This is a genomic window from Pseudomonas sp. PB3P13, from assembly GCF_054897735.1.
Genome location: NZ_CM142702.1, coordinates 1,624,674 through 1,647,881, shown reverse-complemented (window position 1 = coordinate 1,647,881; position 23,208 = coordinate 1,624,674). Strand labels below are relative to the sequence as shown.

Below are 23,208 nucleotides of genomic sequence, written 5' to 3'. Positions count from 1 at the left end.
GATGAGCGATTGGGCCAGCATTGCCCTGCGCTTCGGCTTGTACATGGATTTGATGCTCCTGTTCGGCGTAGCGCTTTTCGGGTTGTACAGCCTGGAAGGACGAGAGCGCGTATCGGGTAGAGTGTTGCCGTTTTGGTCGCTGGGGGCGGGAACGTCGGCGCTTGGTGTGCTGGTGTCTGTCGCCAGTATGGTGATGATGGCGAGCTCCATGAGTGGGGAGTCAGACTTCGCTGAGCTGCGTCCGCATATTGAGACGATGGTATTTGAGACGGATGTAGGGCGGGCCTGCGTCGTGCGAATCATCGCGTTGATCGTTGGCGGTTTAGCGGTGATACCTCACCAACGCGCACCGGGCCTCAGCTTGTTGGTCGCAGCTATTGCCGGGGGTATCGCCCTCGCAAGTCTGGCCTGGAACGGTCACGGTGCGATGGATGAAGGCAGTCGTCGTTTTTGGCATTTTGCAACGGACATACTGCACCTGCTGGCGGCGGGAGCGTGGCTCGGCGCGTTAGTCGCATTTGTCTGGATGGCAAGGCTCGACACGCTGAAAACCGAAGAACGCATCAGATTGCTGGCCAGGGCCGTGACCCGATTCGAATCGGTGGGCGCTTTGATCGTAGTCCTCATCACGGTTACAGGCGTCGTGAACTACCTGTTCATCGTGGGCCCAAAACTCGATGACGTCTACCTCAGCACTTATGGGAATTTGCTGATCATCAAAGTGGCGTTGTTTGCCGCAATGCTGGCGCTGGCCGCCTTCAACCGGTTTCACCTTGGCCCGTTTTTGCAGAGGTCATTACACAAGGGCCAGTATCGGGCGGTAGCTACTTCGTTAAGGCGCAGCGTGTGGGTTGAATTATCGGCGGCGGTTTTAATCGTGGGGCTAGTGGCTTGGTTGGGAACCCTGAATCCCGAAATGGCGATAGCATCCTGGTAGTGTTGCCAGATGTGTAAAAGCACATCGGTTAAATGAGCACAGTGGATGGGGTAAACCCCTGAAACGAAAAAGCCCCTGTAATCTTCAACGATTACAGGGGCTTAGTCTTGTTCAATAATGGCGGAGAGATAGGGATTCGAACCCTAGGTACCGGTGAAGGTACAACGGATTTCGAATCCGTCCCATTCGGCCACTCTGGCATCTCTCCAACGGCGCGCATCATAACAACACTTTTGCCGGAAGCGAACCCCCAAAGCGAAATTTTTCCGTGCTATCAGATGCTTGCGTCGCTTAAAGCGGTACGCCCAGACGAGTGGCGACTTCTTCGTAGGCTTCGATGACGTCACCGAGCCCCTGACGGAAGCGGTCCTTGTCCATTTTCTTGCCGGTGGCCTTGTCCCACAGACGGCAGCCGTCCGGGCTGAACTCGTCGCCCAGGACGATCGAGCCGTCGGAGAACACGCCGAATTCAAGTTTGAAGTCGACCAGCATCAGGCCGGCGTCGTCGAACAGTTTGCTCAGGACTTCGTTGACCTTCAGCGACAGTTCTTTCATGCGAACCAGTTGCTCGGCAGTGCCCCAACCGAACGCAACAACGTGGGATTCGTTGATGAACGGGTCGCCCTTGGCGTCGTCCTTCAGGAACAGCTCGAAGGTGTAAGGATTGAGCTTCATGCCCTCTTCAACGCCCAGGCGCTTGACCAGGCTGCCGGCCGCGTAGTTACGCACGACGCACTCGACCGGAATCATGTCGAGTTTTTTCACCAGGCATTCGTTGTCGCCCAGCAACTTGTCGAACTGAGTTGGCACGCCGGCAGCTTCAAGTTTCTGCATGATGAAGGCGTTGAACTTGTTGTTCACCATGCCTTTGCGGTCGAGCTGCTCAATGCGTTTGCCATCGAACGCCGAGGTGTCGTTGCGAAACAGCAGGATCAAGCGGTCAGCGTCGTCGGTCTTGAAAACCGATTTGGCTTTGCCGCGGTAGAGTTCTTCACGTTTTTCCATCATGGGCTCCGCTTGCTAAGTAGATGGGCTAGGCGATGTGGCGCCAGTCGAGCCCTGAATCTTGATCGGCCAGTTGCAGCCAGTCCGGATCGCACCCGAGGGTGTCGACAAAACATTGCCGGGCCAGCTGCGGCAGGTTGTTCTTGCTGCTCAGATGGGCCAGGACCAGGTGTTGCAGGCCTTGCCAGCCCAACTCCGCCACCAGGAATGCCGCCTGATGGTTGTTCAAATGTCCATGTTCGCCGCCCACCCGCTGCTTCAGAAAGTACGGGTAGTGACCGCGAGCCAGCATGTCACGGCAATGGTTGGATTCGATCATCAACGCATCGAGGTCACGATAACCGTTCAGCACTGTGTCGCAATAGGAGCCAAGATCGGTCAGCAGACCGAAGCGCCGCTCACCGTCACTGAACACGTATTGCGTCGGCTCCTGCGCATCATGGGCCACGGCAATCACGCCGATGTCCAGACTGCCGATCTGCAGTTGCTCACCGCCTGCCAGCAGGCCGGCCGGTTCAATCGGTTTGCGCATCCCGCGCAGGGTGCCGCGGCTGAGGTAGACCGGCAGATTGTAGCGCCGAGACAGCAAACCCACGCCATGCACGTGATCGGCATGCTCGTGGGTCACGAGTATCGCGCTTAACTGCGCAGGATGGACACCCAGGCGCAGCAAGCGTTTTTCGGTTTCCCGCAGGGAAAAACCACAATCCACCAGCACGTACGTATCAGCACTGGCTATCAGCGTGCCGTTCCCTTGGCTACCGCTGCCGAGAACGGCAAAACGCATGTGGTCAGCCCAGGTTGTCCTGAATCACGCTCAACACTTTGCGCGCCACGTCAGCCGGCGCCACGGTGTTGATGTTCTTCTCGACGGTGACCTGAACGTTTTCACCCACCTTGCTCAGGCGAACCTGATAACGCTCGGCGCGGGCTTCAACTTCTTCCTTGTTTGGCGCACTGCCGAACAGGCTGCTGAAGAAGCCGGGTTTGTCTTCGGGTTTCTCGGCTTTTTCAGCGAGGTTGAGGTAGTACAGGCCCAGGCTGCGGTTGATGTCTTCAACGCGCCATTCACCCTGCTCCAGTGCACGACCGACGCTCGACCAGGCACGATCCAGGTCAGGACCGACGTTCAGAACCGGGTTGCCACTGCCGTCTTCGCTCAGGCTGACGCGACTCGGCGTATCGAAATCACGCGAGGCCAGCATCGACACCGAACCGCCCTTTTCGGCAATACGGCTCATGCTCGCGAGCATGTCGTCGACCAGCGCTGCGTCGAGGCCGGCGTTGACCGAACGATTGGTGAAAGCCACATCGGCAGTGCTGCCGGCAGGACGTTCTGCGGTCACCACATAGACTTCGCTGGTGTTGCGCTGCACGCCTGGTTCGATGCGAACGCGTGCACGAACCTCGCTGTCGGTGCTGACACCGGCTGCGCTCAAACGCTTGGCCATCGCGGCCGACAATTCGTCGGAGTGCTGCCAGGTGGTCGTGAACTCACCGGTTTGCGGACGCTGCTCATCCAGACGGAAACCGTTGTCCTGGAAGAACTGCACCGCCACTGGCCAGGTTTCGGCCGGTGGGTTTTGCGCGACGATCCAGCGGGTATCACCGCTTTTGTGCAGCGAGTAGGCGCTGGCGTCGGCGCCCGCAGTCAACGGCTGTGGACGCGGCACGATGTATTCGCCCTTGACGCTGTCGTCGGCAACGTTGCGCGGGATCGGCAGCAAGGGATCCAGACGTTTGGCGGTGCTCACGTCCGTCGGCAGTTGCATGGGTGCTGTCTGTTGCGCTTCCAGGTAGTCGCTACCACGGTCACGGAAATAACCTTCCGGGCCCCAGACCCATCCGCAGCCACTGGTGCTGGAGATAATCAAGGCAAGTGCGGAAAGTCCGGCCAATCGCTTCATGCGTCGTAGTTCCTCAATTAAACCAGGACGCTGCACTGGCGCAGAGCCGTGCGCAGCGTTTCATGACAAGGTGCGCTCAGCCAGGTCAGCGGCAGGCGAATGCCTTCGTGCATCAGGCCCATTTCGACTAAAGCCCACTTCACCGGAATCGGGTTGGCTTCGATGAACAGGTCCTTGTGCAGCGGCATCAGTTTTTCGTTGATGGCCCGTGCGGTGTCGGCGTCGCCCTTGAGCGCGGCCTCGCACAGGTCGGCCATTTCGCGCGGGGCGACGTTGGCGGTGACGGAAATGTTGCCCTTGCCGCCCAGCAGAATCAATTCGACAGCGGTCGGATCATCGCCAGAAAGCACGATGAAATCCTTGCTCACGCCATCGATGATTGCCTTGGCACGCTTCAGGTCGCCGGTGGCTTCCTTGATGCCGATGATGTTCGGCACGGTGGACAGGCGAATCACGGTCTCGGCCTGCATGTCGCAGGAGGTGCGGCCGGGAACGTTGTAGAGAATCTGTGGAATGTCGACCGCTTCAGCGATGTGCTTGAAGTGCTGGTAAAGACCTTCCTGAGTCGGCTTGTTGTAATAAGGAACCACCAGCAGGCACGCATCGGCCCCGGCTTCCTTGGCGTTGCGGGTCAGCTCGACGGCTTCGCGGGTCGAGTTGGCGCCGGTGCCGGCAATGACCGGAATGCGCCCGTTGACCTGCTTGACCACGGCACGGATGACTTCAATGTGTTCTTGCACATCAAGGGTCGCCGACTCGCCGGTGGTACCGACCGCGACGATGGCATGAGTGCCGTTTGCAAGGTGGAAGTCCACGAGTTTGCTGAGGCTGTCCCAGTCAAGACGCCCGTGTGCATCCATGGGAGTGACCAGTGCCACCATACTGCCCGCAATCATGAAACCGCTCCTGCCGGAAAAAGAGAGCGGTAATGGTACTGGCGCCAAGTTGCTTGCACAAGCAAAGTACTGCGCCGCCGCCATTCCCCTCGGCGTTGCTTTTCGCTACCCTTCAGACTTTGATCGGTACAGATCAGCTTGTTCGTCGGGTTACAGCCTTCCTTTTTGGCCTTCCAGGCCCCGTGCCAGCGTCGTATCAGCGCGCTCCTGCTATTAATGGAGCAAGTCACGATGCACGATCGGGGTTTTCTGATCGGGCCTGCGCAGGTGTTCCGGCAAACGATCTCCTTACCTACCGACCGCTCATCGCTTTAGGAATGCTGCATGTCCACCCCCACAGTTCGCGAACAATTCCTTGTCATCAGTGCCCTCGGCGCCAACCCCATGGAGCTGACTAACGTCCTGTGCCGCGCCAGCCATGAAAACCGCTGCGCCGTGGTCACTTCCCGCTTGACCCGTCATGGCGAGTGCAGTGCATTGGTCCTCGAGATTTCCGGCAGCTGGGATGCGCTTGCGCGTCTTGAAGGCAGCCTGCCGACCCTGGCCAAAAAACACGCCTTCACGGTCAACGTGGTGCGCAGCGCCGCCCTGGAAAACCGTCCTCAGGCACTGCCTTACGTCGCGTATGTCAGCTCAGCCTACCGCTCGGACATCATCAACGAGTTGTGCCAGTTTTTCATGGACCACAACGTCGAGCTGGAAAACCTCACCTGCGATACCTATCAGGCCCCACAGACAGGCGGCACCATGCTCAATGCCACGTTCACCGTGACGTTGCCGGCGGGTGTGCAGATCAGCTGGCTGCGTGATCAGTTCCTCGATTTCGCCGACGCGCTGAACCTCGACGCCCTGATCGAACCGTGGCGCCCACAGAACCCAATGTAAGGATGCTTAATGGCCGTTGCCATCGACCAACCGGTTGCCGACTTCGAAGCACCTGCCACCGGCGGGCAGACTGTCAACCTCGCGAGCCTTAAAGGCAAGCAAGTGGTGATCTACTTTTATCCGAAGGACAGCACCCCGGGTTGCACGACTCAGGGCCAGGGCTTTCGCGATCAGCTGGATGTGTTCAAAGCGGCAAACACCGAAGTCTTCGGCGTGTCGCGCGACAGTCTCAAGTCCCATGAAAACTTCAAGGCAAAGCAGGCGTTCACGTTTGAATTGATCAGCGACAAGGAAGAGGCGCTGTGTCAGCTGTTCGATGTGATCAAGCTGAAGAAGCTTTATGGCAAGGAATACATGGGCGTTGACCGCAGCACGTTTTTGATCGACAAGAATGGCGTGCTGCGTCACGAATGGCGTGGCGTGAAAGTGCCGGGGCATGTGGACGCGGTTTTGGCGGCGGCTCAGGCCCTCGATAAGGCTTGAGCTGCAAGTCTCAGGCTTTTTTCAACCAATAGCGGTAAACGCCCGCCTCGTCTTCTTCGCGCAGCAGCGTATGACCGGCCAATCGGGCGAAGGTGCGGAAGTCGCGCTGGGAGCCCGCGTCAGTGGCGATCACCTTGAGTACCGCGCCGCTGGCCATTCGATTGAGTTCCAGTTTGGCCTTTAGCAAAGGTAGCGGGCAGTTCAGGCCACTGGCATCGAGTTCAGCGTCATGGGCTACAGCATCGGTCATTGAATCACTCCGGGTCGGGGGTCGAGCCGCTTAGAATATCTGGTCCCGGGCGTACTGTCCGGCTACAGTAAGGTCTTTGTCGACTAAGGCTTTGTGCATGACTTTTCTGCGCCCTACCCTGCTGACGCTCGCTTGCCTGCTCGCCTCACCGGGCTTCGCCGACGACCTGCCGTCACTCGGCGACGCCAGTTCTGCCATTGTCTCGCCGCAACAGGAATACCAATTGGGCCGGGCCTGGCTGGCACTGCTGCGCAGCCAGGTTTCTCAGCTTAACGACCCGCAACTCAAGGACTACGTCGAGTCCAGTGTCTATCGACTGGTGGAGACCAGCCAGGTCAACGACCGGCGCCTGGAATTCATCCTGATCAACAGTCCGCAGCTCAACGCCTTCGCGGCGCCGGGCGGCATTGTCGGGGTCAACGGCGGTTTGTTCCTCAACGCCCAGACCGAAGGCGAATACGCCTCGGTGCTCGCTCACGAACTGGCTCACTTGTCCCAACGACACTTCGCCCGCGGTGTTGAAGCGCAACAGCGCATGCAGGTGCCGATGATGGCTGCGCTGCTGGCGGGGATTGTGATTGCGGCGGCCGGTGCCGGCGATGCCGGGATCGCGGCGATAGCTGGCTCGCAGGCAGCGGCCATCCAGGAGCAACGACGCTTCTCGCGCCAGAACGAGCAGGAGGCCGACCGCATCGGCATCCTCAACCTGGAAAAGGCCGGCTACGATCCACGGTCGATGCCGACCATGTTCGAGCGGCTGGCGCGCCAATACCGCTTCGATGCCAAACCGCCAGAATTCCTGCTGACTCACCCGGTTACCGAATCGCGAATTGCCGACACCCGTAACCGTGCCGAACAGGCCAGAGCAGGCGGCATCGAAGACACCGTGCGGTACCAGCTGATTCGTGCGCGGGTGCAGCTGATCTACGAAGAAACGCCGGGATTGGGCGCCAAGCGCTTCCGTGCGCAACTGGATGAAAATCCGAAAAACGATGTGGCCCGCTACGGTTTAGCCATTGCCCAGATCAAGGGTGGGCAGTTGAACGAGGCCAGGGAGAACCTCAAGACACTGCTGGAGAAGTCGCCTAACGAAATTATCTATAACCTCGCCCAGGTCGATCTCGACATCACGAACAATCGCCTGCCCGATGCGCAGGCCCGTGTCGACCGCCTGCTGACGACGTATCCAGGTAATTACCCCTTGAACTCGGTTCGGGTTGATTTGCTGCTGAAACAGAACCGCGCACCGGAAGCCGAAAAAGCGCTGGAGAGTTTGCTGAAGAGCCGCCCCGACGACCCGGACGTCTGGTACATGGTCGCGGAAACCCGCGGCCTTTCCGGCAACATCATCGGCCTGCACCAGGCCCGCGCCGAGTACTTTGCCCTGGTCGGCGATTATCGCCAGGCCATTCAGCAACTGGATTTCGCCAAGCGCAAGGCCGGGACCAACTTCCCGCTTTCGTCGCGTATCGATGCACGTCAACGCGAACTGATGGAACAGGAGCGAATGGTCAAGGACATGATGGGCTGACATTTTGCGCACAAAAAAAACCGCCTCATTCGAGGCGGTTTTTTTATTCGACTTCAATCCGGATTATTCAGCCAGTTTGAAGGTGATGAAGCTGGCACGACCTTGACGCAGGACCCGCATCGAAACCGAGCGGTTTTTCGGCAATGCCTGGGCGATATCCGTGAACGCCTTGGAAGAGCCGATCGCCTGATTGTTCAGGTGAGTGATCACGTCGCCAGGCTGCAAACCAATCTGGGAAGCAGGACCGTCTTGAACTTCCTTGATAACCACGCCGCCTTTCAGGTCGTAGGTTTTCTTCTGTTCGTCACTCAGTTCGGCTACGGCAACGCCCAAACGATTACTGCTGCGCTCGGCATTTGATTTGGCCAGTGAGCTTTGTTCGTCGCCTTCATCGGGAATCGCACCGACCGTGAGTTCGACATTCTTGCGCTTGCCTTCGCGGATAACTTCCAGGTTGGCTTTCGAACCCGCCTTGAGCGCGCCGACCAGGTGCGGAAGATCAGCGGACATGACGATTGCCTGACCATTCATGCTCAGGATGACGTCGCCCACTTGCAGACCACCCTTGGCGGCCGGGCCGTCTTCCTGGATTTGCGCTACCAGTGCGCCGGCCGGTTTCTCCAGCCCGAACGACTCGGCCAGGTCTTTGCTGACCTCCTGAATTACCACGCCCAACCAGCCACGACTGACCTTGCCACCGCTTTTAAGCTGATTGGACACGTCCAGCGCCACATCGATAGGGATCGCGAACGAAACACCCATGAAGCCACCGGAACGGGTATAGATTTGCGAGTTGATGCCAACCACTTCGCCCGCCAGGTTAAACAGCGGACCACCGGAGTTGCCCGGGTTGATCGGCACGTCAGTCTGAATGAACGGCACGTAGTTTTCATTTGGCAGGCTGCGACCGATGGCGCTAACGATACCCTGAGTCACGGTATGGTCGAAACCAAACGGCGAGCCAATCGCCACGACCCATTGCCCGGCCTTCAAGTCCTGGGATTTACCCAGCTTGAGCACCGGCAGGTCCTTGCCTTCGATCTTCAGCAACGCCACGTCGGAACGCGGGTCAGTGCCAACCAGTTTGGCTTTCAGTTCACTGCGATCGGCCAGACGCACGAGAATTTCGTCAGCATCGGCGATCACATGGTTATTGGTCAGGATGTAGCCGTCTGGCGAGATGATGAAGCCCGAGCCCAGGGATTGGGCTTCGCGCTGACCACCGCCACGAGGCGAACGCGGCTGCGGCGGCATGCCGCGTTCGAAGAACTCGCGCAACATCGGCGGCAAGCCTTCGAGATCGGGCATCTGCTGGTTGACCTTGCGGTCCGGTAGTTTCTGCGTGGTACTGATGTTGACTACTGCAGGCGAAGCCTGTTCGACCAGTTGCGTGAAGTCAGGCAATTCGACTGCCTGAGCAGCGACCGCCTGACCGAGCACCAGCACGGTGGCAAAAATGGAAAGGTAAGACTTCAAGCGTGGTATCGACATACGGCTCCCGTTACGACGAGCATGGTTGAGCGGTTTGGAGCAAAGGAACACCGGAACAATACGCCGGTATTTTTGTTCCGGGAACAAAAAACAAGGCCAGACCCGCGAGGCTCTGACCTATAAGAAAAATGGGCGGAATTTGCAAACGGAAATGCTCACCAAACATTTCGATTTCGACTCAATGCGTGTCGGCGGCAGCATCTTTTCGCATGGACAAGGCAACTCTTTCAGCGGTGCCAACCGGTATTTCACCGACAACAGTGACCATCATTTCGCCTTGCGGCGTCGTCACACGCCGGGAAACTGCAACGGTCGGCCCCAGCTGAGTGCGGGTATCGGTAACGGAGGCGCCATTCAACGGCTCGAGGAACACCGAAAACCGGGCCAGACCATCGTCGTACATCAGGCTATTGACCTGAGCTTTGGTAGACGCATCTTTGCGCGCGGTGCTGTTAATCAGCTCGAAGCCGGGCGGCAACCAATCCGAATGCCAGACCTGCGCGACCTTGGCCGAAGAGGCCTTGTCCTTGTTGAAGGTGACCGCCTTGCAATCGGCTCCCGGACGTAGATCAATGTCGGAAGGAACGCCGGCGGTTTCCAGGCGAGTGAACTGGAATCGCTCCAGCAACTGCCCTTTGTCGTTCAGCAGCAGCGACTTGAGGGCCAGTCCGGTTTCTTTATCCAGGTGCAACTCAAACCCGTAACGGTGTTGATCGCGGGGTATCAGGGAAACTATGACTGCCGGCCGACCCGCCACGCGTGACGTGCCAACGACGGCCAGGTCATACCAGTTCTTGAGTTTTTTTGGATCGAGTGCGCGAGCTGCAGCGCTGGGGGAATCGCCAAGACCAGAGATCAAAGTGCCGCTGACGCATTGCGTGCGTCCATCAATGCGCACAACTTCCTGCGCAGATCCGTCGAGCTGAAGCAATCGCTCGCGGACCTTGTCGTCCTGAACGAGGTGCCAGATGTCGTGGGTCGAGAAACTGCCACTTCGCTCGTAAACGAAAGTACCCTGAAAGCTTTGCTTTTGCTCAGCGTGAGCAAGACGAGTCAACCAGTCCTGAGCTTCGTCGGCGTGGGCTGGAACAACGAACCAGCCGCCGAACAGAAGCGTAAGTAGAGGTATGGCGCGCATGATCCTCCTTAACGGTTTTCCAGGCTTGCCGCACGTGCATAAGGCAGAGCGCTCTCGGTACCTTTGAGTGCAGCTTGTTGCGCATGCTGACGCAGGTAGCCTGGCAGGCGCTGATCGTGCCAGCCTGGCTGACCTTGCAAGACGCCATTGGCCATAGGACCCGTGGTTTCCGAACCCTCGCTGTAACCGGCCAACACTGCCGGACCTTTGACCTGCGGAGCCGCCAGGCCTTGCTGAGCGGACTGCTGAGCCAACTCAACACCAGCGATATCGTCCTGGTTGTACAGACGAACACCCGCCAATACTGCAACGGTAACCGACGCAGCAACCGCCAAACGACCCAGACTGCGCCATGGACCACGGGTGGCTTTTGCCGGTACGGCTTCGTCGGCAAGCGCAGCGGAAACTGCCGCTGCAATATCCAGACGTGGAAGCAGTAAGTCCTTGTGCATTACTGCCCGAGCGATTTGATAACGAGCCCACGTTTCACGGGTTTCAACGTCGTCAAAGGCGTTAAGCACTCGACGCAGTTCCAGTTCGTCCGCTTCGTTGTCCATCACTGCGGACAGCGATTCCTGCAGGGCTTCACGACTCATGGCGTTCCTCTCTTGGCTATCGCCGCTGTCTCAGTTTTCCTGCAACAACGGCTGCAGGGCTTTATCGATGGCCTCCCGAGCGCGGAAAATCCGGGAGCGCACGGTACCCACCGGACACTGCATGACGCTCGCAATGTCCTCGTAACTCAGACCATCGAATTCACGTAAAGTTAAAGCTGTACGCAAATCTTCTGGCAGTTGCTGGATGGTTCGATGGACTGTTCCTTCGATTTCATCCCGCAGTAATGCACGCTCTGGAGATTCGAGATCCTTGAGGCCATGATCGCCATCGTAGAACTCGGCATCTTCGGAACTGACATCACTATCCGGCGGCCGACGACCGCGTGAAACAAGATAGTTTTTCGCCGTGTTAATGGCGATACGGTAAAGCCACGTATAAAACGCGCTGTCTCCGCGAAAATTTCCCAGCGCACGGTACGCCTTGATAAAGGCTTCCTGCGCCACGTCCTGGGCTTCATGGGTGTCGTGCACAAAACGCACGATCAACCCGAGAATTTTGTGCTGGTATTTCAGCACTAGCAGATCGAATGCTCGCTTGTCACCGCGTTGAACGCGTTCGACCAGCTGCTGATCCTCTTCCTGGGTTAGCATGAACTCTCCTCGATAAGCTCGGAGGAAGCTTGCATAACTAAACGACCAGACTTGCAAACATAGACTCGGGCTTTTCGCAAAAGTTCTCCCCCTTCCAAGCAAGTTTCCTGCGGGCTCTGATTTGGCACGCACGAAAAACGCAGCTCGAAATAATCCGGCTGCGCGAATAATCTTGTCATCGGATCGGCGGCGCGGATCAGACCACAACCCCGCACGTATCCGATGCTGTCCCTTGATTCAGGCAACGGGCTATTGATCTTGGGCCTTTGGCAAAAGTTCCAATTATTTCTGGCCGTGCCCGCGCTACAGTGTGCAACCTTGAACGCAAAATCAGTGTTAAATCCACGATACAGTCGCCGTGTCGCCGAACCGGCCGAAAAACCATCCGACGAAGCGTCAACCATTTTCAGTCCACCGTAGTTTCACATTGCCATATGTGTCCGGCTATTGTGCCGCTCCCCCCCTCTATATACTAGTGGGCTGTGTGGTTGCATGGCCTCGCCGGTACACTAATCGTGCACCAACCCGATCCGGGTCGCTTGAGCGGAATTTCGAAATGAGCCAACAGTTCCAACACGATGTCCTGGTAATAGGCAGCGGCGCGGCCGGTTTGAGCCTTGCGCTGACCTTGCCCGGTGATTTGCGCATTGCAGTACTCAGCAAAGGGGACCTCGCCAATGGTTCGACGTTCTGGGCGCAGGGCGGAGTTGCCGCCGTGCTGGACGATACCGATACCGTCGAGTCCCACGTCGATGACACCCTGAGCGCCGGCGGTGGCCTGTGTCATGCAGACGCCGTGCGTTTCACCGTCGAGCACAGTAAAGAAGCCATTCAGTGGCTCATCGACCAAGGTGTACCGTTCACCCGCGACGAACAGTCCGGCACAGAAGACGGTGGCTTTGAGTTCCACTTGACCCGTGAAGGCGGTCACAGTCATCGGCGCATCATCCACGCCGCCGATGCCACAGGCGCGGCCATTTTCAAAACCTTGCTCGACAAGGCCATACAGCGCCCTAACATTGAATTGCTGGAACAACGCGTCGCCATCGATCTGATCACCGAAAAACGACTGGGAATGGAAGGCGAACGCTGCCTCGGCGCCTACGTACTCAATCGCGGCACCGGCGAAGTCGATACCTACGGGGCCCGTTTTGTCATCCTCGCATCCGGCGGCGCCGCCAAGGTCTACCTCTATACCAGTAATCCCGATGGGGCATGCGGTGATGGTATCGCCATGGCCTGGCGTTCGGGCTGCCGAGTGGCAAATCTGGAATTCAACCAGTTCCACCCCACTTGCCTTTATCACCCGCAGGCCAAGAGCTTTCTGGTCACCGAAGCACTGCGCGGCGAAGGTGCACATTTGAAGCTGCCCAATGGCGAACGTTTCATGCAGCGTTTCGACCCGCGTGCCGAGCTGGCACCGCGCGATATCGTCGCGCGCGCCATCGACCATGAAATGAAGCGCCTGGGTATCGATTGTGTATACCTGGACATCAGTCACAAGCCTGAAGCCTTCATCAAAGCGCACTTCCCGACGGTGTACGAACGCTGCCTCGAGTTTTCCATCGACATCACCAAACAACCGATTCCGGTCGTTCCGGCGGCGCATTACACCTGTGGCGGGGTGATGGTGAATCAGCAGGGGCGCACCGATGTGCCAGGCCTCTACGCCATCGGGGAGACCAGTTTCACCGGTTTGCACGGCGCCAACCGCATGGCGAGCAATTCTTTGCTGGAATGTTTCGTTTACGCTCGCTCGGCGGCCGCGGACATTCTTGAACAATTGCCGCACATCTCAACGCCCGTCACCCTGCCCGTCTGGGATGCCAGCCAGGTTACCGATTCAGATGAAGACGTGATCATTGCGCATAACTGGGATGAGTTGCGACGGTTCATGTGGGACTACGTGGGCATCGTGCGCACCAACAAGCGGTTGCAACGGGCACAACACCGCGTGCGTCTGCTGCTGGACGAGATTGACGAGTTCTACAGCAATTACAAAGTCAGCCGGGATTTGATCGAGCTGCGCAACCTGGCTCAGGTCGCGGAACTGATGATTCTGTCAGCGATGGAACGCAAGGAAAGCCGGGGTTTGCATTACACCCTCGATTATCCGGACATGCTGCCCGAGGCGCTCGACACTATTCTGGTGCCTCCCACCTACGCCGGCTGAATGCGAGCCGGACTCGCAGGCGACGGTGTAGATCAGCCGCCTGCGAATCGCGCGGCACACACATTGACCGCACCCGCCGCTCGCCCCGCAGACGGAAACGCAGCACGACTATCAACGGCAGCGCCAGGCTATCCGGCCTCAGCTGTACAGGCTGCCAACCGGACGCGCGGCTCCACAAGTGCCAGCCCTCGCTATCGCGACGCAAGCCACTGAACGACTGGGGATGAGTCAGCAAAATCTGACGCGGCAATGTCCACGCGCCATGCACCAGACAGCAGAAAATGCCGAGCACGCTGGCCCAGACGGGAATGGAGAGTAGAACCAGCGAGCCCAGCGCGAACAACTGGGCCAACGAATATGCCGCCAGCAACTGCCGCGAGGCATGCCAGCGGCATTCGAACACATTACTTGGGCTGGACACGGTCCAGAATCATCCGAACCATGCGCTGAAGCTCCGGATCTTCCGATTCGGCGCGCTCCATGAACCAGCCGAACATGTCCTGATCTTCGCATTCGAGCAGGCGGACATAGCAGTCGCGATCAACCTGGTTGAGGTGCGGATAGACCTCTTTGACAAAAGGCACCAGCAACACGTCAAGCTCAAGCATGCCGCGGCGGCTGTGCCAGTAGAGGCGATTCAGTTCAACATCTTCGACCATGGAGCACTCCTCAAATAGGCGGCAAGTATACAGCCCCGGTCCCCCTCGAACAGTCGGCTTTGGTCGGGCATCAGCCACCTTTGGAAACTACCCATTTCACGGGCACACCCTTATGATGTGCCCCAGACTCTTTTACCCTGCGATGACCCATGGCCGATTCTGCTTTTTTCTGCACCCTGTCTCACGAAGGCGTACTCGCGGTCCGCGGCGCCGATGCCGGCAAATTCCTGCAAGGACAGTTGACCTGTAACCTCGATTACCTGAATGAACACCGGGCCAGCCTCGGCGCGCGCTGCACTCAGAAAGGCCGGATGCAATCGAGTTTTCGCATTCTGCTGCAAGGTGATGGCGTGCTGATGGCCATGGCCAGCGAGTTGCTGGAGCCGCAGCTGGCGGACTTGAAAAAGTACGCCGTGTTCTCCAAATCGAAGCTCACCGATGAAAGCGCCGCGTGGGTGCGCTTCGGCATCGTGCAGGGCGACACCGCGCTGGCAGGTTGCGGACTTGAACTGCCGGCAGACACCGACAGCGTCGCGCGCCACGACGGCCTTGTTGCCGTGCGCGTCTCGCCGCACCGCGCAGAACTCTGGGTGCCTGCCGATCAAGCCGATGCCGTCAAAGGCAAGCTGTCTGCGGTGCTGGCGCAAGCCGATCTGAATCAATGGTTGCTGGGTCAGATCCGCGCAGGGATCGGCCAGGTGATGCCGGCGACCCGCGAATTGTTCATCCCGCAAATGCTCAACCTGCAGGCCGTCGGCGGTGTGAGCTTCAAAAAGGGTTGCTACACCGGCCAGGAAATCGTCGCGCGGATGCAATACCTGGGCAAATTGAAGCGTCGTTTATATCGCCTGAGCCTGCCGGCCGGGCAATTGCCGGAGCCGGGTACACTCCTGTTTTCCCCGTCGCATGGCAGTTCGATCGGTGAAGTGGTTATTGCTGCGCGCGCGGAGCAAGACAATGAGCTCCTTGCAGTCCTGCAAGCCGAAGCCGCAGAAGGTGGCGATGTCCATCTTGGCACGCTCGAAGGGCCCGCCCTGCACCTGCTCGACCTGCCTTACGACCTGGATCGTGATCGCGAAATCCAGCGCTAATGCAACATTTGCCGTAATCCCTAGAGAAACGAAATGAGCGAACTGGCGGATAAGGTCCAACAGGATTTGGTTGCGGCTATCAGTAATGATGACCTGGTGTTGCCCACGTTACCGGAAGTTGCCCTGCAGATTCGCAAGGCTGCGGAGGATCCGGAAATCAGTGTCAGCGCCTTGAGCAAAGTGATCGGCCGGGATACGGCGCTGTCGGCGCGCCTGATCAAAATCGTCAACAGCCCGCTGCTGCGTGCAACGCAGGAGGTCACGGACCTGCACACCGCCATCACGCGCCTGGGTGTTAACTACAGCAGCAACCTGGCGATCGGCCTGGTGATGGAACAGATATTCAACGCGCGCTCCGAGGTGGTGGAGCAGAAAATGCGCGATGTCTGGCGCAAGAGCCTGGAAATTGCCGGTGTCAGTTACGCCTTGTGCCGTCGCTACACTGACTTGAAGCCCGATCAAGCGGCCCTCGGTGGTTTGGTGCATCAGATCGGCGTTCTGCCGATTCTGACCTACGCCGAGGATCACAATGAACTGCTGGCAGATCCGGTCAGCCTGAACCATGTGATCGACCAGATTCATCCGATAATCGGTGACAAGCTGTTGCGGGTCTGGGATTTTCCGGAAAAGCTGGTGAAGGTTCCGGGGCAGTATCTGGATTTCGAGCGCGATTCCGAGCGGGTCGATTACGTTGACCTGGTACAAGTCGCCAGCTTGTATTGCCACAAATATACCGATCATCCCCTCGCCCGCATCGATGCGTTGAGCGTGCCGGCATTCAGGAAGCTGAAGATTGATCCGCAGCATGAGGACATGCGCAGAGATCTGGAAGACTCGCGGTCGATGTTCTACTGATCTTGTGGCGAGGGGGCTTGCCCCCGTTGCTCTACTGATCTTGTGGCGAGGGGGCTTGCCCCCGTTGGACTGCGCAGCAGTCACAAAACGGCTGCCGCGGTTTCCTGAATAACGAATTAATCGCTTTCACGACTGCTGCGCAGCCGAACGGGGGCAAGCCCCCTCGCCACAGGGTCGCGTTAGTCGCCGGCCAGGAAACTCACACGCACGATCAAGCCCGCCTGCTCGCCATCGTGCAGACTGATCTGCGCCAGATGCGCGCGGCAAATCTCGCCGACAATCGCCAAACCCAACCCTGACCCGGCGACTTGCTGATTGCGCCGATAGAACCGCTCGAACACCCGCTCCCGTTCTTCAAGCGGAATGCCCGGGCCGTCATCCTCAACTTCCAGCACCGCTGGCGACGACACCCGTAAAATCACGTTGCCGCCCGGTGGCGTGTGAGCCAGCGCGTTATCCACCAGGTTGCTCAGCAGCTCATTCAACAAGGTCGGCTCGCCGCGCAGCCACACTGGCTCGTCCGCTTCCAGTGCCAGCGCCACACCCCGCTTGTGCGCCAGCGGCGCCATGGCCATGCCGAGTTCGCGCGCCAACTGACTCAGGTCGAGCAACTGTGCACCGCCCTCGGCAATCGCCCGGGCGCCGTTCTCGACCCGCGCCAGCGAGAGTAACTGATTGGCCAGATGGGTCAGGCGATCAGTGTTCTGCGCTGCTGTTTCCAGGGTCTCGCGCCAGGTGTCGGCTTGTGTCGCGCGCAATCCCAGTTCCAGCCGCGCCTTGAGTGCCGCCAAAGGGGTGCGCAACTCATGCGCGGCATCGGCGATGAACTGCGCCTGACGCTCGAACTGCCCGCGCAGTCGCTCGGTGAAGTGATTGAGTGCGCTGACCAGTGGCCACAATTCATGCTGCACTTCCACCAGCGGCAGCGGCCGCAAATCGTCGGGCTGGCGCTCTTCCACCGCCGTGCGCAAACGCTCCAGCGGACGTAACGCCGCACTGACCGCAAACCACACCATCAACAAGGCTCCGATTGCCAGCATGCCCAGTCGCAGCAACGTGTCCGCTGCCAGACTGCGAGCCATGCTGACCCGGGCCTCATCGGTTTCCGCCACGCGGATTTCCGCCATGCCGTTCATGTTGGGTTCGCTGACGGGTTTAAGCAGGCTGACCACACGGACATTCTGGCCCTGATATTCGGCATTGTAGAAACGTGCCAGTGCCGGGTAGTCATCGGTGCGCGGCGTTCCCGGCGGCGGAGGCGGCAGGTTTTCGTAACCGGAAATCAGCTTCTGATTGATGTCGTTGACCAGGTAGAAAATCCGCCCGGCGCTGTCATACGCGAAGGTATCAAGCGCCACATACGGCACGTCGAGGCTGAGGCTGCCATCGCGTTCGGAGAGGCCGGCGGCAATGGTTCGCGCAGAGGCCAGCAACGTCCGGTCGTAGGCAGTATCGGCGGCTTCGCGACCATTCCAGTAGGCGCTCAAACCACTGGCGAGCATCAACACCACCAGCAAAACGGCCAGGTTCCACAGCAAGCGCCAACGCAGGCTGCTGGCCTTATGCATCGCGACTTTCCAGCAAATAACCAAGACCACGGAAGGTGACGATGGCGACCGGCTGCCCGTCGAGTTTCTTGCGCAAACGATGGACGTAGATCTCGATGGCGTCGGGGCTGGCCTCTTCGTCAAGGCCGAACACTTGGGATGCGAGTTGCTCCTTGCTCATCACGCGACCGGGACGGGCGATCAAAGCCTCGAGCACGGCTTGCTCGCGGGAGGTCAGGGTCAGTAATTCATCGCCGAGGGTGAAGCGCCGGGTGTCCAGATCGTAGGCGAGCACGCCGCAGGTCTGTTGACGTTCACCACCGAGCACACTGCGGCGCAGCAGGGCTTTGACCCGGGCTTCCAGTTCTGTGAGCTCAAAGGGTTTGGCCAGATAATCATCGGCGCCCAGGTTCAGACCATGCACCCGGTCCTTGACGTCGCTGCGCGCGGTCAACATCAGCACCGGCAGGTTTTTGCCTCGCGCCCGCAAACGCGCCAGCACTTCGAAACCATCCATGCGCGGCAGGCCGACGTCGAGGATCGCCACAGCGTACTCCTCGCTGCTCAGGGCAAGATCGGCCGCGACGCCATCGTGCAACACATCCACGGTCAAACCGGTGCTCTTGAGCGCCTGGGCGACACTGTCGGCCAGTTGCAGATGGTCTTCGACGAGCAGAACACGCATGGATCTTTACCTCATTCAGGGATGTTCGACGCCATTGTTTGGCGCGGAGTTTACAGCCGAGTACGTCGCTGTGGAGCCCGAAAAACGTGAATCTCGCGTTGAAAGGCTGATGAAAGGTTGCTGAAAGGTTCGCCCGTTACAGTCGGACCACGATGGATTCAGCGAACCATCGACCGTGCTTTGAAATGTAGCTCCCGAAAAACGCCACGAAGCGTTTTCGCCAATAAGAACAATAAAACGAGGTACGCATCATGCTGGCTGAAAAGCTTCAGGCTTGCCCGCCCTATCCCTTTCCCCCTGGTTCAACAACCACGTTTGCGAGCGCCGGCCATGGCTGCGCAACGCGAAATCGTCGCACCTGACACATTCCCAAAAACAACAACTCCCCTGGAGACAACCATGAACCGATCAATGCGCCGTTTCGCCCTCGCCGCCGGTTGTGTGCTGTTTGCTGGCCACCTGATGGCCGAGCCTAAACGACCTGAATGCATCGCCCCGGCCTCCCCGGGCGGCGGTTTTGACTTGACGTGCAAACTGGTGCAGAGCGCACTGGTGAACGAAAAACTGCTGAGCAAACCGATGCGGGTGACGTACATGCCTGGCGGTGTCGGCGCCGTGGCTTACAACGCCGTGGTTGCGCAACGCCCGGCCGACGCCGGCACGCTGGTGGCATGGTCCAGCGGGTCACTGCTGAACCTGGCCCAGGGCAAGTTCGGTCGTTTCGATGAAAACGCCGTGCGCTGGCTCGCGGCAGTCGGCACCAGCTACGGTGCCATCGCAGTGAAAGCGGATTCGCCCTACAAGACGCTGGACGATCTGGTTAAAGCGTTGAAGAAAGATCCGAGCTCCGTGGTCATCGGTTCCGGCGGCACTGTCGGCAGCCAGGACTGGATGCAAACCGCGCTGATCGCCAAAGCCGCCGGGATCAACCCGCGCGACCTGCGTTATGTCGCCCTTGAAGGCGGCGGCGAAATTGCTACTGCCTTGCTGGGTGGCCACATTCAGGTTGGCAGTACGGACATCTCCGACTCCATGCCGCACATCCAGAGCGGCGACATGCGCCTGCTGGCAGTGTTCTCCGAAAATCGTCTGGACGAGCCGGAAATGAAAGACATTCCGACCGCCAAAGAGCAAGGCTACGACATCGTCTGGCCCGTGGTTCGCGGTTTTTACCTTGGGCCTAAGGTCAGCGACGAAGACTACGCCTGGTGGAAAGATGCCTTCGACAAAATGCTCGCGTCCGGCGAGTTCGCCAAGTTGCGTGATCAGCGTGAACTCTTCCCGTTCGCCATGACTGGCCCGGAGCTGGACACCTACGTGAAGAAGCAGGTTGCCGACTACAAAGTGCTGGCCAAAGAGTTCGGCCTGATCCAGTGATCGTCCCTGTCTAGCCGCTGCGGCTCCGAGTGATCGGGGTCGCGGCGCAGGAGTTTCCCATGCTCTTACAACGCATTTTCGCCTCGGTGCTGCTACTGGCCTGCATAGTCCTGGCACTCATGGCGTGGCCGTACCAGGCGGCTTTTTCCTACGAACCGGTCGGGCCTCGGGCGTTTCCCCTGTTGATGCTTGGCCTCATGGGCCTCGGTCTGTTGTACATGGTGTTTCGTCCGACACCGATCGTGCACAGCGACGATGACCCGCAACTCGACCGCGAAACGCTGATCAAGATCGGCATCTGCGTCGTCCTGCTGCTGATCTTCGCCGGCACCTTCGAACCCCTCGGCTTCATCGTCGCCAGCATCCTGATCGGCATACCGATGGCTCGCCTGTACGGCGGACGCTGGCTGCCCAGTGCCGTGATCATCAGCCTGGTGGCGATCGGTCTCTATCTGCTGTTCGACAAAGTCATGGACGTGCCACTGCCATTGGGCGTGCTCGACGTTCTGGAGAACTGACATGGATACGCTTGGTTATTTGGGTCAAGGCTTCGGCGTCGCGCTGAGCCCGTACAATCTGGTGACTGCTTTGTGCGGCACCCTCATTGGCACCGTGGTCGGGCTGTTGCCGGGACTCGGTCCGATCAATGGCGTGGCGTTGTTGATTCCGATCGCATTCGCCCTGGGCCTGCCGCCGGAGTCGGCGCTGATCCTGCTGGCGGCGGTGTACCTGGGTTGCGAATACGGCGGCCGGATCAGCTCGATCCTGCTGAACATTCCGGGCGAAGCCTCCACTGTAATGACCACCCTCGATGGCTACCCGATGGCTCGCAAAGGCCAGGCCGGCGTGGCACTGTCGTTGTCGGCGTGGAGCTCGTTCATTGGTGCGTTTATCGCGACCTGCGGCATGGTGCTGTTCGCCCCGCTGCTGGCGAAATGGGCGATTGCCTTCGGCCCGGCGGAATATTTCGTCCTGATGGTGTTCGCAATTGTCTGCCTTGGCGGCATGGCCGGTGATCGTCCGCTGAAGACCTTTATCGCAGCACTGATCGGACTGGTTCTGTCGACCGTCGGCATCGACGCCAACAGCGGCGTGTACCGGTTTACCGGTGACAACATCCATCTGACTGACGGCATTCAGTTCGTCGTGCTGGTGCTGGGCCTGTTCTCCATCAGCGAGATCCTGCTGCTGCTGGAAAAAACCCACCGGGGTCAGGAAGCGGTGAAAGCCACCGGCCGGATGATGTTCAACTTCAAAGAGGCCTCTGCGGTGTTTGCGGTGAACGTCCGTTGCGGCGTGCTGGGCTTCATCATGGGCGTGTTGCCGGGCGCCGGGGCGACGCTGGCCAGCGCCGTGGCTTACATGACCGAGAAACGCATCGCCGGCGCCAAGGGCACGTTCGGCCAGGGCGACATGCGCGGCCTCGCCGCTCCGGAAACCGCCATCGGTGGCGCAGCGTGCGGCGCGCTGGTGCCGATGCTGACCCTCGGCGTTCCCGGTTCGGGCACTACAGCGGTGATGATCGGCGCGCTCTCGCTGTACAACATCACGCCAGGTCCGCTGCTGTTTCAGCAACAACCAGACATCGTCTGGGGCCTGATCGCTTCGTTGTTTGTTGCCAACATCATGCTGGTGATCCTCAACATCCCGATGATCCGCATCTTCACCCGCATTCTTGCCGTGCCGAACTGGGCGCTGGTGCCGGTAATCGCGATCATTACCGGGATCGGCGTCTACGCGGTGCATGCCACCACCTTCGATCTGTTCCTGATGATCGGAATCGGCATCTTCGGCTACATCCTGCGCAAACTGGACTTCCCATTGTCGCCGGTACTGCTGGGTTTCATCCTCGGCGGTTTGATGGAGCAAAACCTGCGTCGCGCGCTGTCGATTTCCAACGGTGCGCTGGAGATCCTCTGGTCAAGCCCGATCACTTTCGGGGTCTGGGTGCTGACCGTCATCATGCTGTTGATGCCGCTTGTGCGGATCTGGCGCAAACGTTCGGCTGCCCGACGCACCCTCGCCGATGTCTGATCGAACACCGTTCAACGCCTGGTGGGGGACGCCGCTGGTTGGCGCGCTGGGCGGCTACCTCGCCAGTCTGGTTGGCTGGCCGCTACCGTGGATGGTCGGCTCATTACTGGCGATCATCCTGGTGCGCTGCCTGACGCCCTGGCAGTTGGCGGAAATCCCCGGCGGTCGCAAGTGCGGCCAATGGGTGATCGGCATTGGTATAGGACTGCACTTCACCCCGGTGGTGATGGAGCAAGTGCTGAGCCACTTTGGCTTGATCTTCTTCGGTGCGTTGATCACCAGTCTCTCGGCAGTCGTTGGCGTCTGGTTGATGCGGCGCACCGGTGAGGATCGCGCCACGGCATTTTTCTCCAGCATGCCTGGCGGCTCCGGCGAGATGGTCAACCTCGGCGCACGTAACGGCGCAGTGCTCAGTCGCGTCGCGGCGGGGCAAAGCTTGCGTGTTTTGGTGGTGGTCCTCTGCGTGCCGGCCGCTTTCAAATATCTGCTGGGTGACGGCGCGCCGATGTTTCATCCGGCCGCCGTCAACTGGTGGTGGCTGGCCCTGCTGTTACCGGCCGGCGCATTGGCAGCGTTGGTTTGGGAGCGTCTTCGGCAACCCAACCCGTGGCTGTTCGGGCCGCTGCTGGTCAGCGCGGCGGTCAGTATCGGGTGGGATTTGCACATCGGCCTGCCAAACGGTGGCAGCCAGATTGGTCAGTTGCTGATTGGCAGCGGACTGGGCTGTCATTTCAATCGGCAGTTCTTCCGTCGTGCGCCGTCGTTCATGGGGCGGACGTTACTTGGCACCGTGTTGACCATGCTGATCGCGACCGTGGCGGCACTGGGGCTGAGTGCGTTGACGCACCTGGACCTGCGCTCGCTGACGCTGGGCATGATGCCCGGCGGGATTGCCGAGATGAGCCTGACGGCCGAGACCCTGCAATTGTCAGTGCCGCTGGTGACAGCGATGCAGGTGATGCGGTTGTTGTTTGTGTTGTTTCTGGCGGAGCCGTTGTTCAGGTATTGGAATCGGGACTCTGTTTAAAAACCGAGTCGACTCCATCGCGAGCAGGC

Annotated in this window: 24 protein-coding genes and 1 tRNA gene; 11 read left to right on the top strand and 14 right to left on the bottom strand. The window is 59.3% G+C overall.

All coding sequences use genetic code 11. From position 1 onward, the window contains the following. The first annotated feature begins 1 nt into the window (after window position 1). Complete coding sequence (gene copD / locus ACYZT1_RS07395; protein WP_462018345.1) at window positions 2-937, top strand: copper homeostasis membrane protein CopD; 936 nt, start codon at window positions 2-4, stop codon at window positions 935-937. Window positions 938-1,055: 118 nt separating this feature from the next. Here the strand turns inward: copD and ACYZT1_RS07390 are convergent. The 5 genes from ACYZT1_RS07390 to dapA form a co-directional block, all read right to left on the bottom strand. Beyond that, a tRNA-Ser gene (locus ACYZT1_RS07390) sits at window positions 1,056-1,145 on the bottom strand. An 83-nt stretch (window positions 1,146-1,228) separates the two neighbouring features. Then, on the bottom strand, window positions 1,229-1,942 hold the full coding sequence (gene purC / locus ACYZT1_RS07385) for a phosphoribosylaminoimidazolesuccinocarboxamide synthase (RefSeq protein ID WP_462018344.1): 714 nt from the start codon (window positions 1,940-1,942) through the stop codon (window positions 1,229-1,231). A 28-nt stretch (window positions 1,943-1,970) separates the two neighbouring features. After that, complete coding sequence (locus tag ACYZT1_RS07380; RefSeq protein WP_462018343.1) at window positions 1,971-2,729, bottom strand: MBL fold metallo-hydrolase; 759 nt, start codon at window positions 2,727-2,729, stop codon at window positions 1,971-1,973. A 4-nt stretch (window positions 2,730-2,733) separates the two neighbouring features. Further along, the gene (gene bamC, locus ACYZT1_RS07375; protein WP_462018342.1) at window positions 2,734-3,849 is read right to left on the bottom strand and encodes an outer membrane protein assembly factor BamC; all 1,116 of its coding nucleotides are present in this window, start codon (window positions 3,847-3,849) and stop codon (window positions 2,734-2,736) included. Between the two features lie 17 nt (window positions 3,850-3,866). Next, window positions 3,867-4,745 carry a 4-hydroxy-tetrahydrodipicolinate synthase gene (gene dapA / locus ACYZT1_RS07370; protein WP_462018341.1) on the bottom strand — a complete coding sequence of 293 codons (879 nt, stop codon included), beginning with the start codon at window positions 4,743-4,745 and terminating at the stop codon, window positions 3,867-3,869. A gap of 324 nt (window positions 4,746-5,069) precedes the next feature. Here dapA and ACYZT1_RS07365 point away from each other — a divergent pair, with 324 nt between their 5' ends. Further along, entirely contained in the window at window positions 5,070-5,630 is a 561-nt protein-coding gene (locus ACYZT1_RS07365; RefSeq protein ID WP_150579860.1) for a glycine cleavage system transcriptional repressor, read from the top strand. 9 nt (window positions 5,631-5,639) lie between these two features. Then, window positions 5,640-6,113 carry a peroxiredoxin gene (locus ACYZT1_RS07360; RefSeq protein WP_462018340.1) on the top strand — a complete coding sequence of 158 codons (474 nt, stop codon included), beginning with the start codon at window positions 5,640-5,642 and terminating at the stop codon, window positions 6,111-6,113. A gap of 10 nt (window positions 6,114-6,123) precedes the next feature. Here ACYZT1_RS07360 and ACYZT1_RS07355 read toward each other — a convergent pair whose 3' ends face one another. Then, the gene (locus ACYZT1_RS07355; RefSeq protein WP_028621876.1) at window positions 6,124-6,363 is read right to left on the bottom strand and encodes a sulfurtransferase TusA family protein; all 240 of its coding nucleotides are present in this window, start codon (window positions 6,361-6,363) and stop codon (window positions 6,124-6,126) included. A gap of 97 nt (window positions 6,364-6,460) precedes the next feature. Here ACYZT1_RS07355 and ACYZT1_RS07350 point away from each other — a divergent pair, with 97 nt between their 5' ends. Next, the gene (locus ACYZT1_RS07350) at window positions 6,461-7,894 is read left to right on the top strand and encodes a M48 family metalloprotease (RefSeq protein ID WP_462018339.1); all 1,434 of its coding nucleotides are present in this window, start codon (window positions 6,461-6,463) and stop codon (window positions 7,892-7,894) included. A gap of 63 nt (window positions 7,895-7,957) precedes the next feature. Here ACYZT1_RS07350 and ACYZT1_RS07345 read toward each other — a convergent pair whose 3' ends face one another. The 4 genes from ACYZT1_RS07345 to rpoE all read right to left on the bottom strand — a co-directional run bounded on the left by ACYZT1_RS07345 (window position 7,958) and on the right by rpoE (window position 11,731). Further along, on the bottom strand, window positions 7,958-9,385 hold the full coding sequence (locus tag ACYZT1_RS07345; RefSeq protein ID WP_462018338.1) for a DegQ family serine endoprotease: 1,428 nt from the start codon (window positions 9,383-9,385) through the stop codon (window positions 7,958-7,960). A 178-nt stretch (window positions 9,386-9,563) separates the two neighbouring features. Next, a complete protein-coding gene (locus ACYZT1_RS07340) occupies window positions 9,564-10,523 on the bottom strand; it encodes a MucB/RseB C-terminal domain-containing protein (RefSeq protein ID WP_462018337.1) in 960 nt (319 codons plus the stop codon). Between the two features lie 8 nt (window positions 10,524-10,531). Further along, window positions 10,532-11,119, bottom strand: coding sequence for a sigma-E factor negative regulatory protein (locus ACYZT1_RS07335; RefSeq protein WP_462018336.1), 588 nt, complete (start codon window positions 11,117-11,119; stop codon window positions 10,532-10,534). A gap of 30 nt (window positions 11,120-11,149) precedes the next feature. Further along, window positions 11,150-11,731, bottom strand: coding sequence for an RNA polymerase sigma factor RpoE (rpoE, locus tag ACYZT1_RS07330; RefSeq protein ID WP_003172477.1), 582 nt, complete (start codon window positions 11,729-11,731; stop codon window positions 11,150-11,152). Window positions 11,732-12,287: 556 nt separating this feature from the next. Here rpoE and nadB point away from each other — a divergent pair. Next, the gene (gene nadB, locus ACYZT1_RS07325; protein WP_462018335.1) at window positions 12,288-13,904 is read left to right on the top strand and encodes an L-aspartate oxidase; all 1,617 of its coding nucleotides are present in this window, start codon (window positions 12,288-12,290) and stop codon (window positions 13,902-13,904) included. Here the strand turns inward: nadB and ACYZT1_RS07320 are convergent. Then, a complete protein-coding gene (locus ACYZT1_RS07320) occupies window positions 13,873-14,325 on the bottom strand; it encodes a protein YgfX (RefSeq protein ID WP_462018334.1) in 453 nt (150 codons plus the stop codon). The two genes, nadB and ACYZT1_RS07320, sit on opposite strands and share 32 nt — an antisense overlap. Continuing rightward, the gene (locus ACYZT1_RS07315) at window positions 14,309-14,563 is read right to left on the bottom strand and encodes an FAD assembly factor SdhE (RefSeq protein WP_028624454.1); all 255 of its coding nucleotides are present in this window, start codon (window positions 14,561-14,563) and stop codon (window positions 14,309-14,311) included. The genes ACYZT1_RS07320 and ACYZT1_RS07315 overlap by 17 nt, the downstream gene beginning before the upstream one ends. Window positions 14,564-14,712: 149 nt before the next feature. Here ACYZT1_RS07315 and ygfZ point away from each other — a divergent pair, with 149 nt between their 5' ends. Together ygfZ and ACYZT1_RS07305 are read left to right on the top strand one after the other, a co-directional pair. Further along, a complete protein-coding gene (ygfZ, locus tag ACYZT1_RS07310) occupies window positions 14,713-15,654 on the top strand; it encodes a CAF17-like 4Fe-4S cluster assembly/insertion protein YgfZ (RefSeq protein ID WP_462018333.1) in 942 nt (313 codons plus the stop codon). A 33-nt stretch (window positions 15,655-15,687) separates the two neighbouring features. Beyond that, the gene (locus ACYZT1_RS07305) at window positions 15,688-16,509 is read left to right on the top strand and encodes an HDOD domain-containing protein (protein ID WP_462018332.1); all 822 of its coding nucleotides are present in this window, start codon (window positions 15,688-15,690) and stop codon (window positions 16,507-16,509) included. 179 nt (window positions 16,510-16,688) lie between these two features. Here the strand turns inward: ACYZT1_RS07305 and ACYZT1_RS07300 are convergent, their stop codons facing one another. Together ACYZT1_RS07300 and ACYZT1_RS07295 are read right to left on the bottom strand one after the other, a co-directional pair. Then, window positions 16,689-18,077, bottom strand: coding sequence for a sensor histidine kinase (locus ACYZT1_RS07300; RefSeq protein WP_462018331.1), 1,389 nt, complete (start codon window positions 18,075-18,077; stop codon window positions 16,689-16,691). Next, entirely contained in the window at window positions 18,070-18,741 is a 672-nt protein-coding gene (locus ACYZT1_RS07295; RefSeq protein ID WP_028622230.1) for a response regulator, read from the bottom strand. The genes ACYZT1_RS07300 and ACYZT1_RS07295 overlap by 8 nt, the downstream gene beginning before the upstream one ends. 399 nt (window positions 18,742-19,140) lie before the next feature. Between ACYZT1_RS07295 and ACYZT1_RS07290 the strand changes: the two genes are divergently transcribed. From ACYZT1_RS07290 to ACYZT1_RS07275, 4 genes are read left to right on the top strand one after another with little or no spacing between them, the layout of a single operon-like run. Then, window positions 19,141-20,118 (top strand): Bug family tripartite tricarboxylate transporter substrate binding protein, encoded by a 978-nt coding sequence (locus ACYZT1_RS07290; protein ID WP_462018330.1) that lies wholly within the window; start codon window positions 19,141-19,143, stop codon window positions 20,116-20,118. 59 nt (window positions 20,119-20,177) lie between these two features. After that, entirely contained in the window at window positions 20,178-20,636 is a 459-nt protein-coding gene (locus tag ACYZT1_RS07285) for a tripartite tricarboxylate transporter TctB family protein (protein ID WP_462018329.1), read from the top strand. 1 nt (window position 20,637) lies between these two features. Beyond that, on the top strand, window positions 20,638-22,152 hold the full coding sequence (locus ACYZT1_RS07280; RefSeq protein WP_462018328.1) for a tripartite tricarboxylate transporter permease: 1,515 nt from the start codon (window positions 20,638-20,640) through the stop codon (window positions 22,150-22,152). After that, window positions 22,145-23,179 carry an AbrB family transcriptional regulator gene (locus ACYZT1_RS07275; protein WP_462018327.1) on the top strand — a complete coding sequence of 345 codons (1,035 nt, stop codon included), beginning with the start codon at window positions 22,145-22,147 and terminating at the stop codon, window positions 23,177-23,179. The genes ACYZT1_RS07280 and ACYZT1_RS07275 overlap by 8 nt, the downstream gene beginning before the upstream one ends. The last annotated feature ends 29 nt before the right edge of the window (window positions 23,180-23,208 follow it).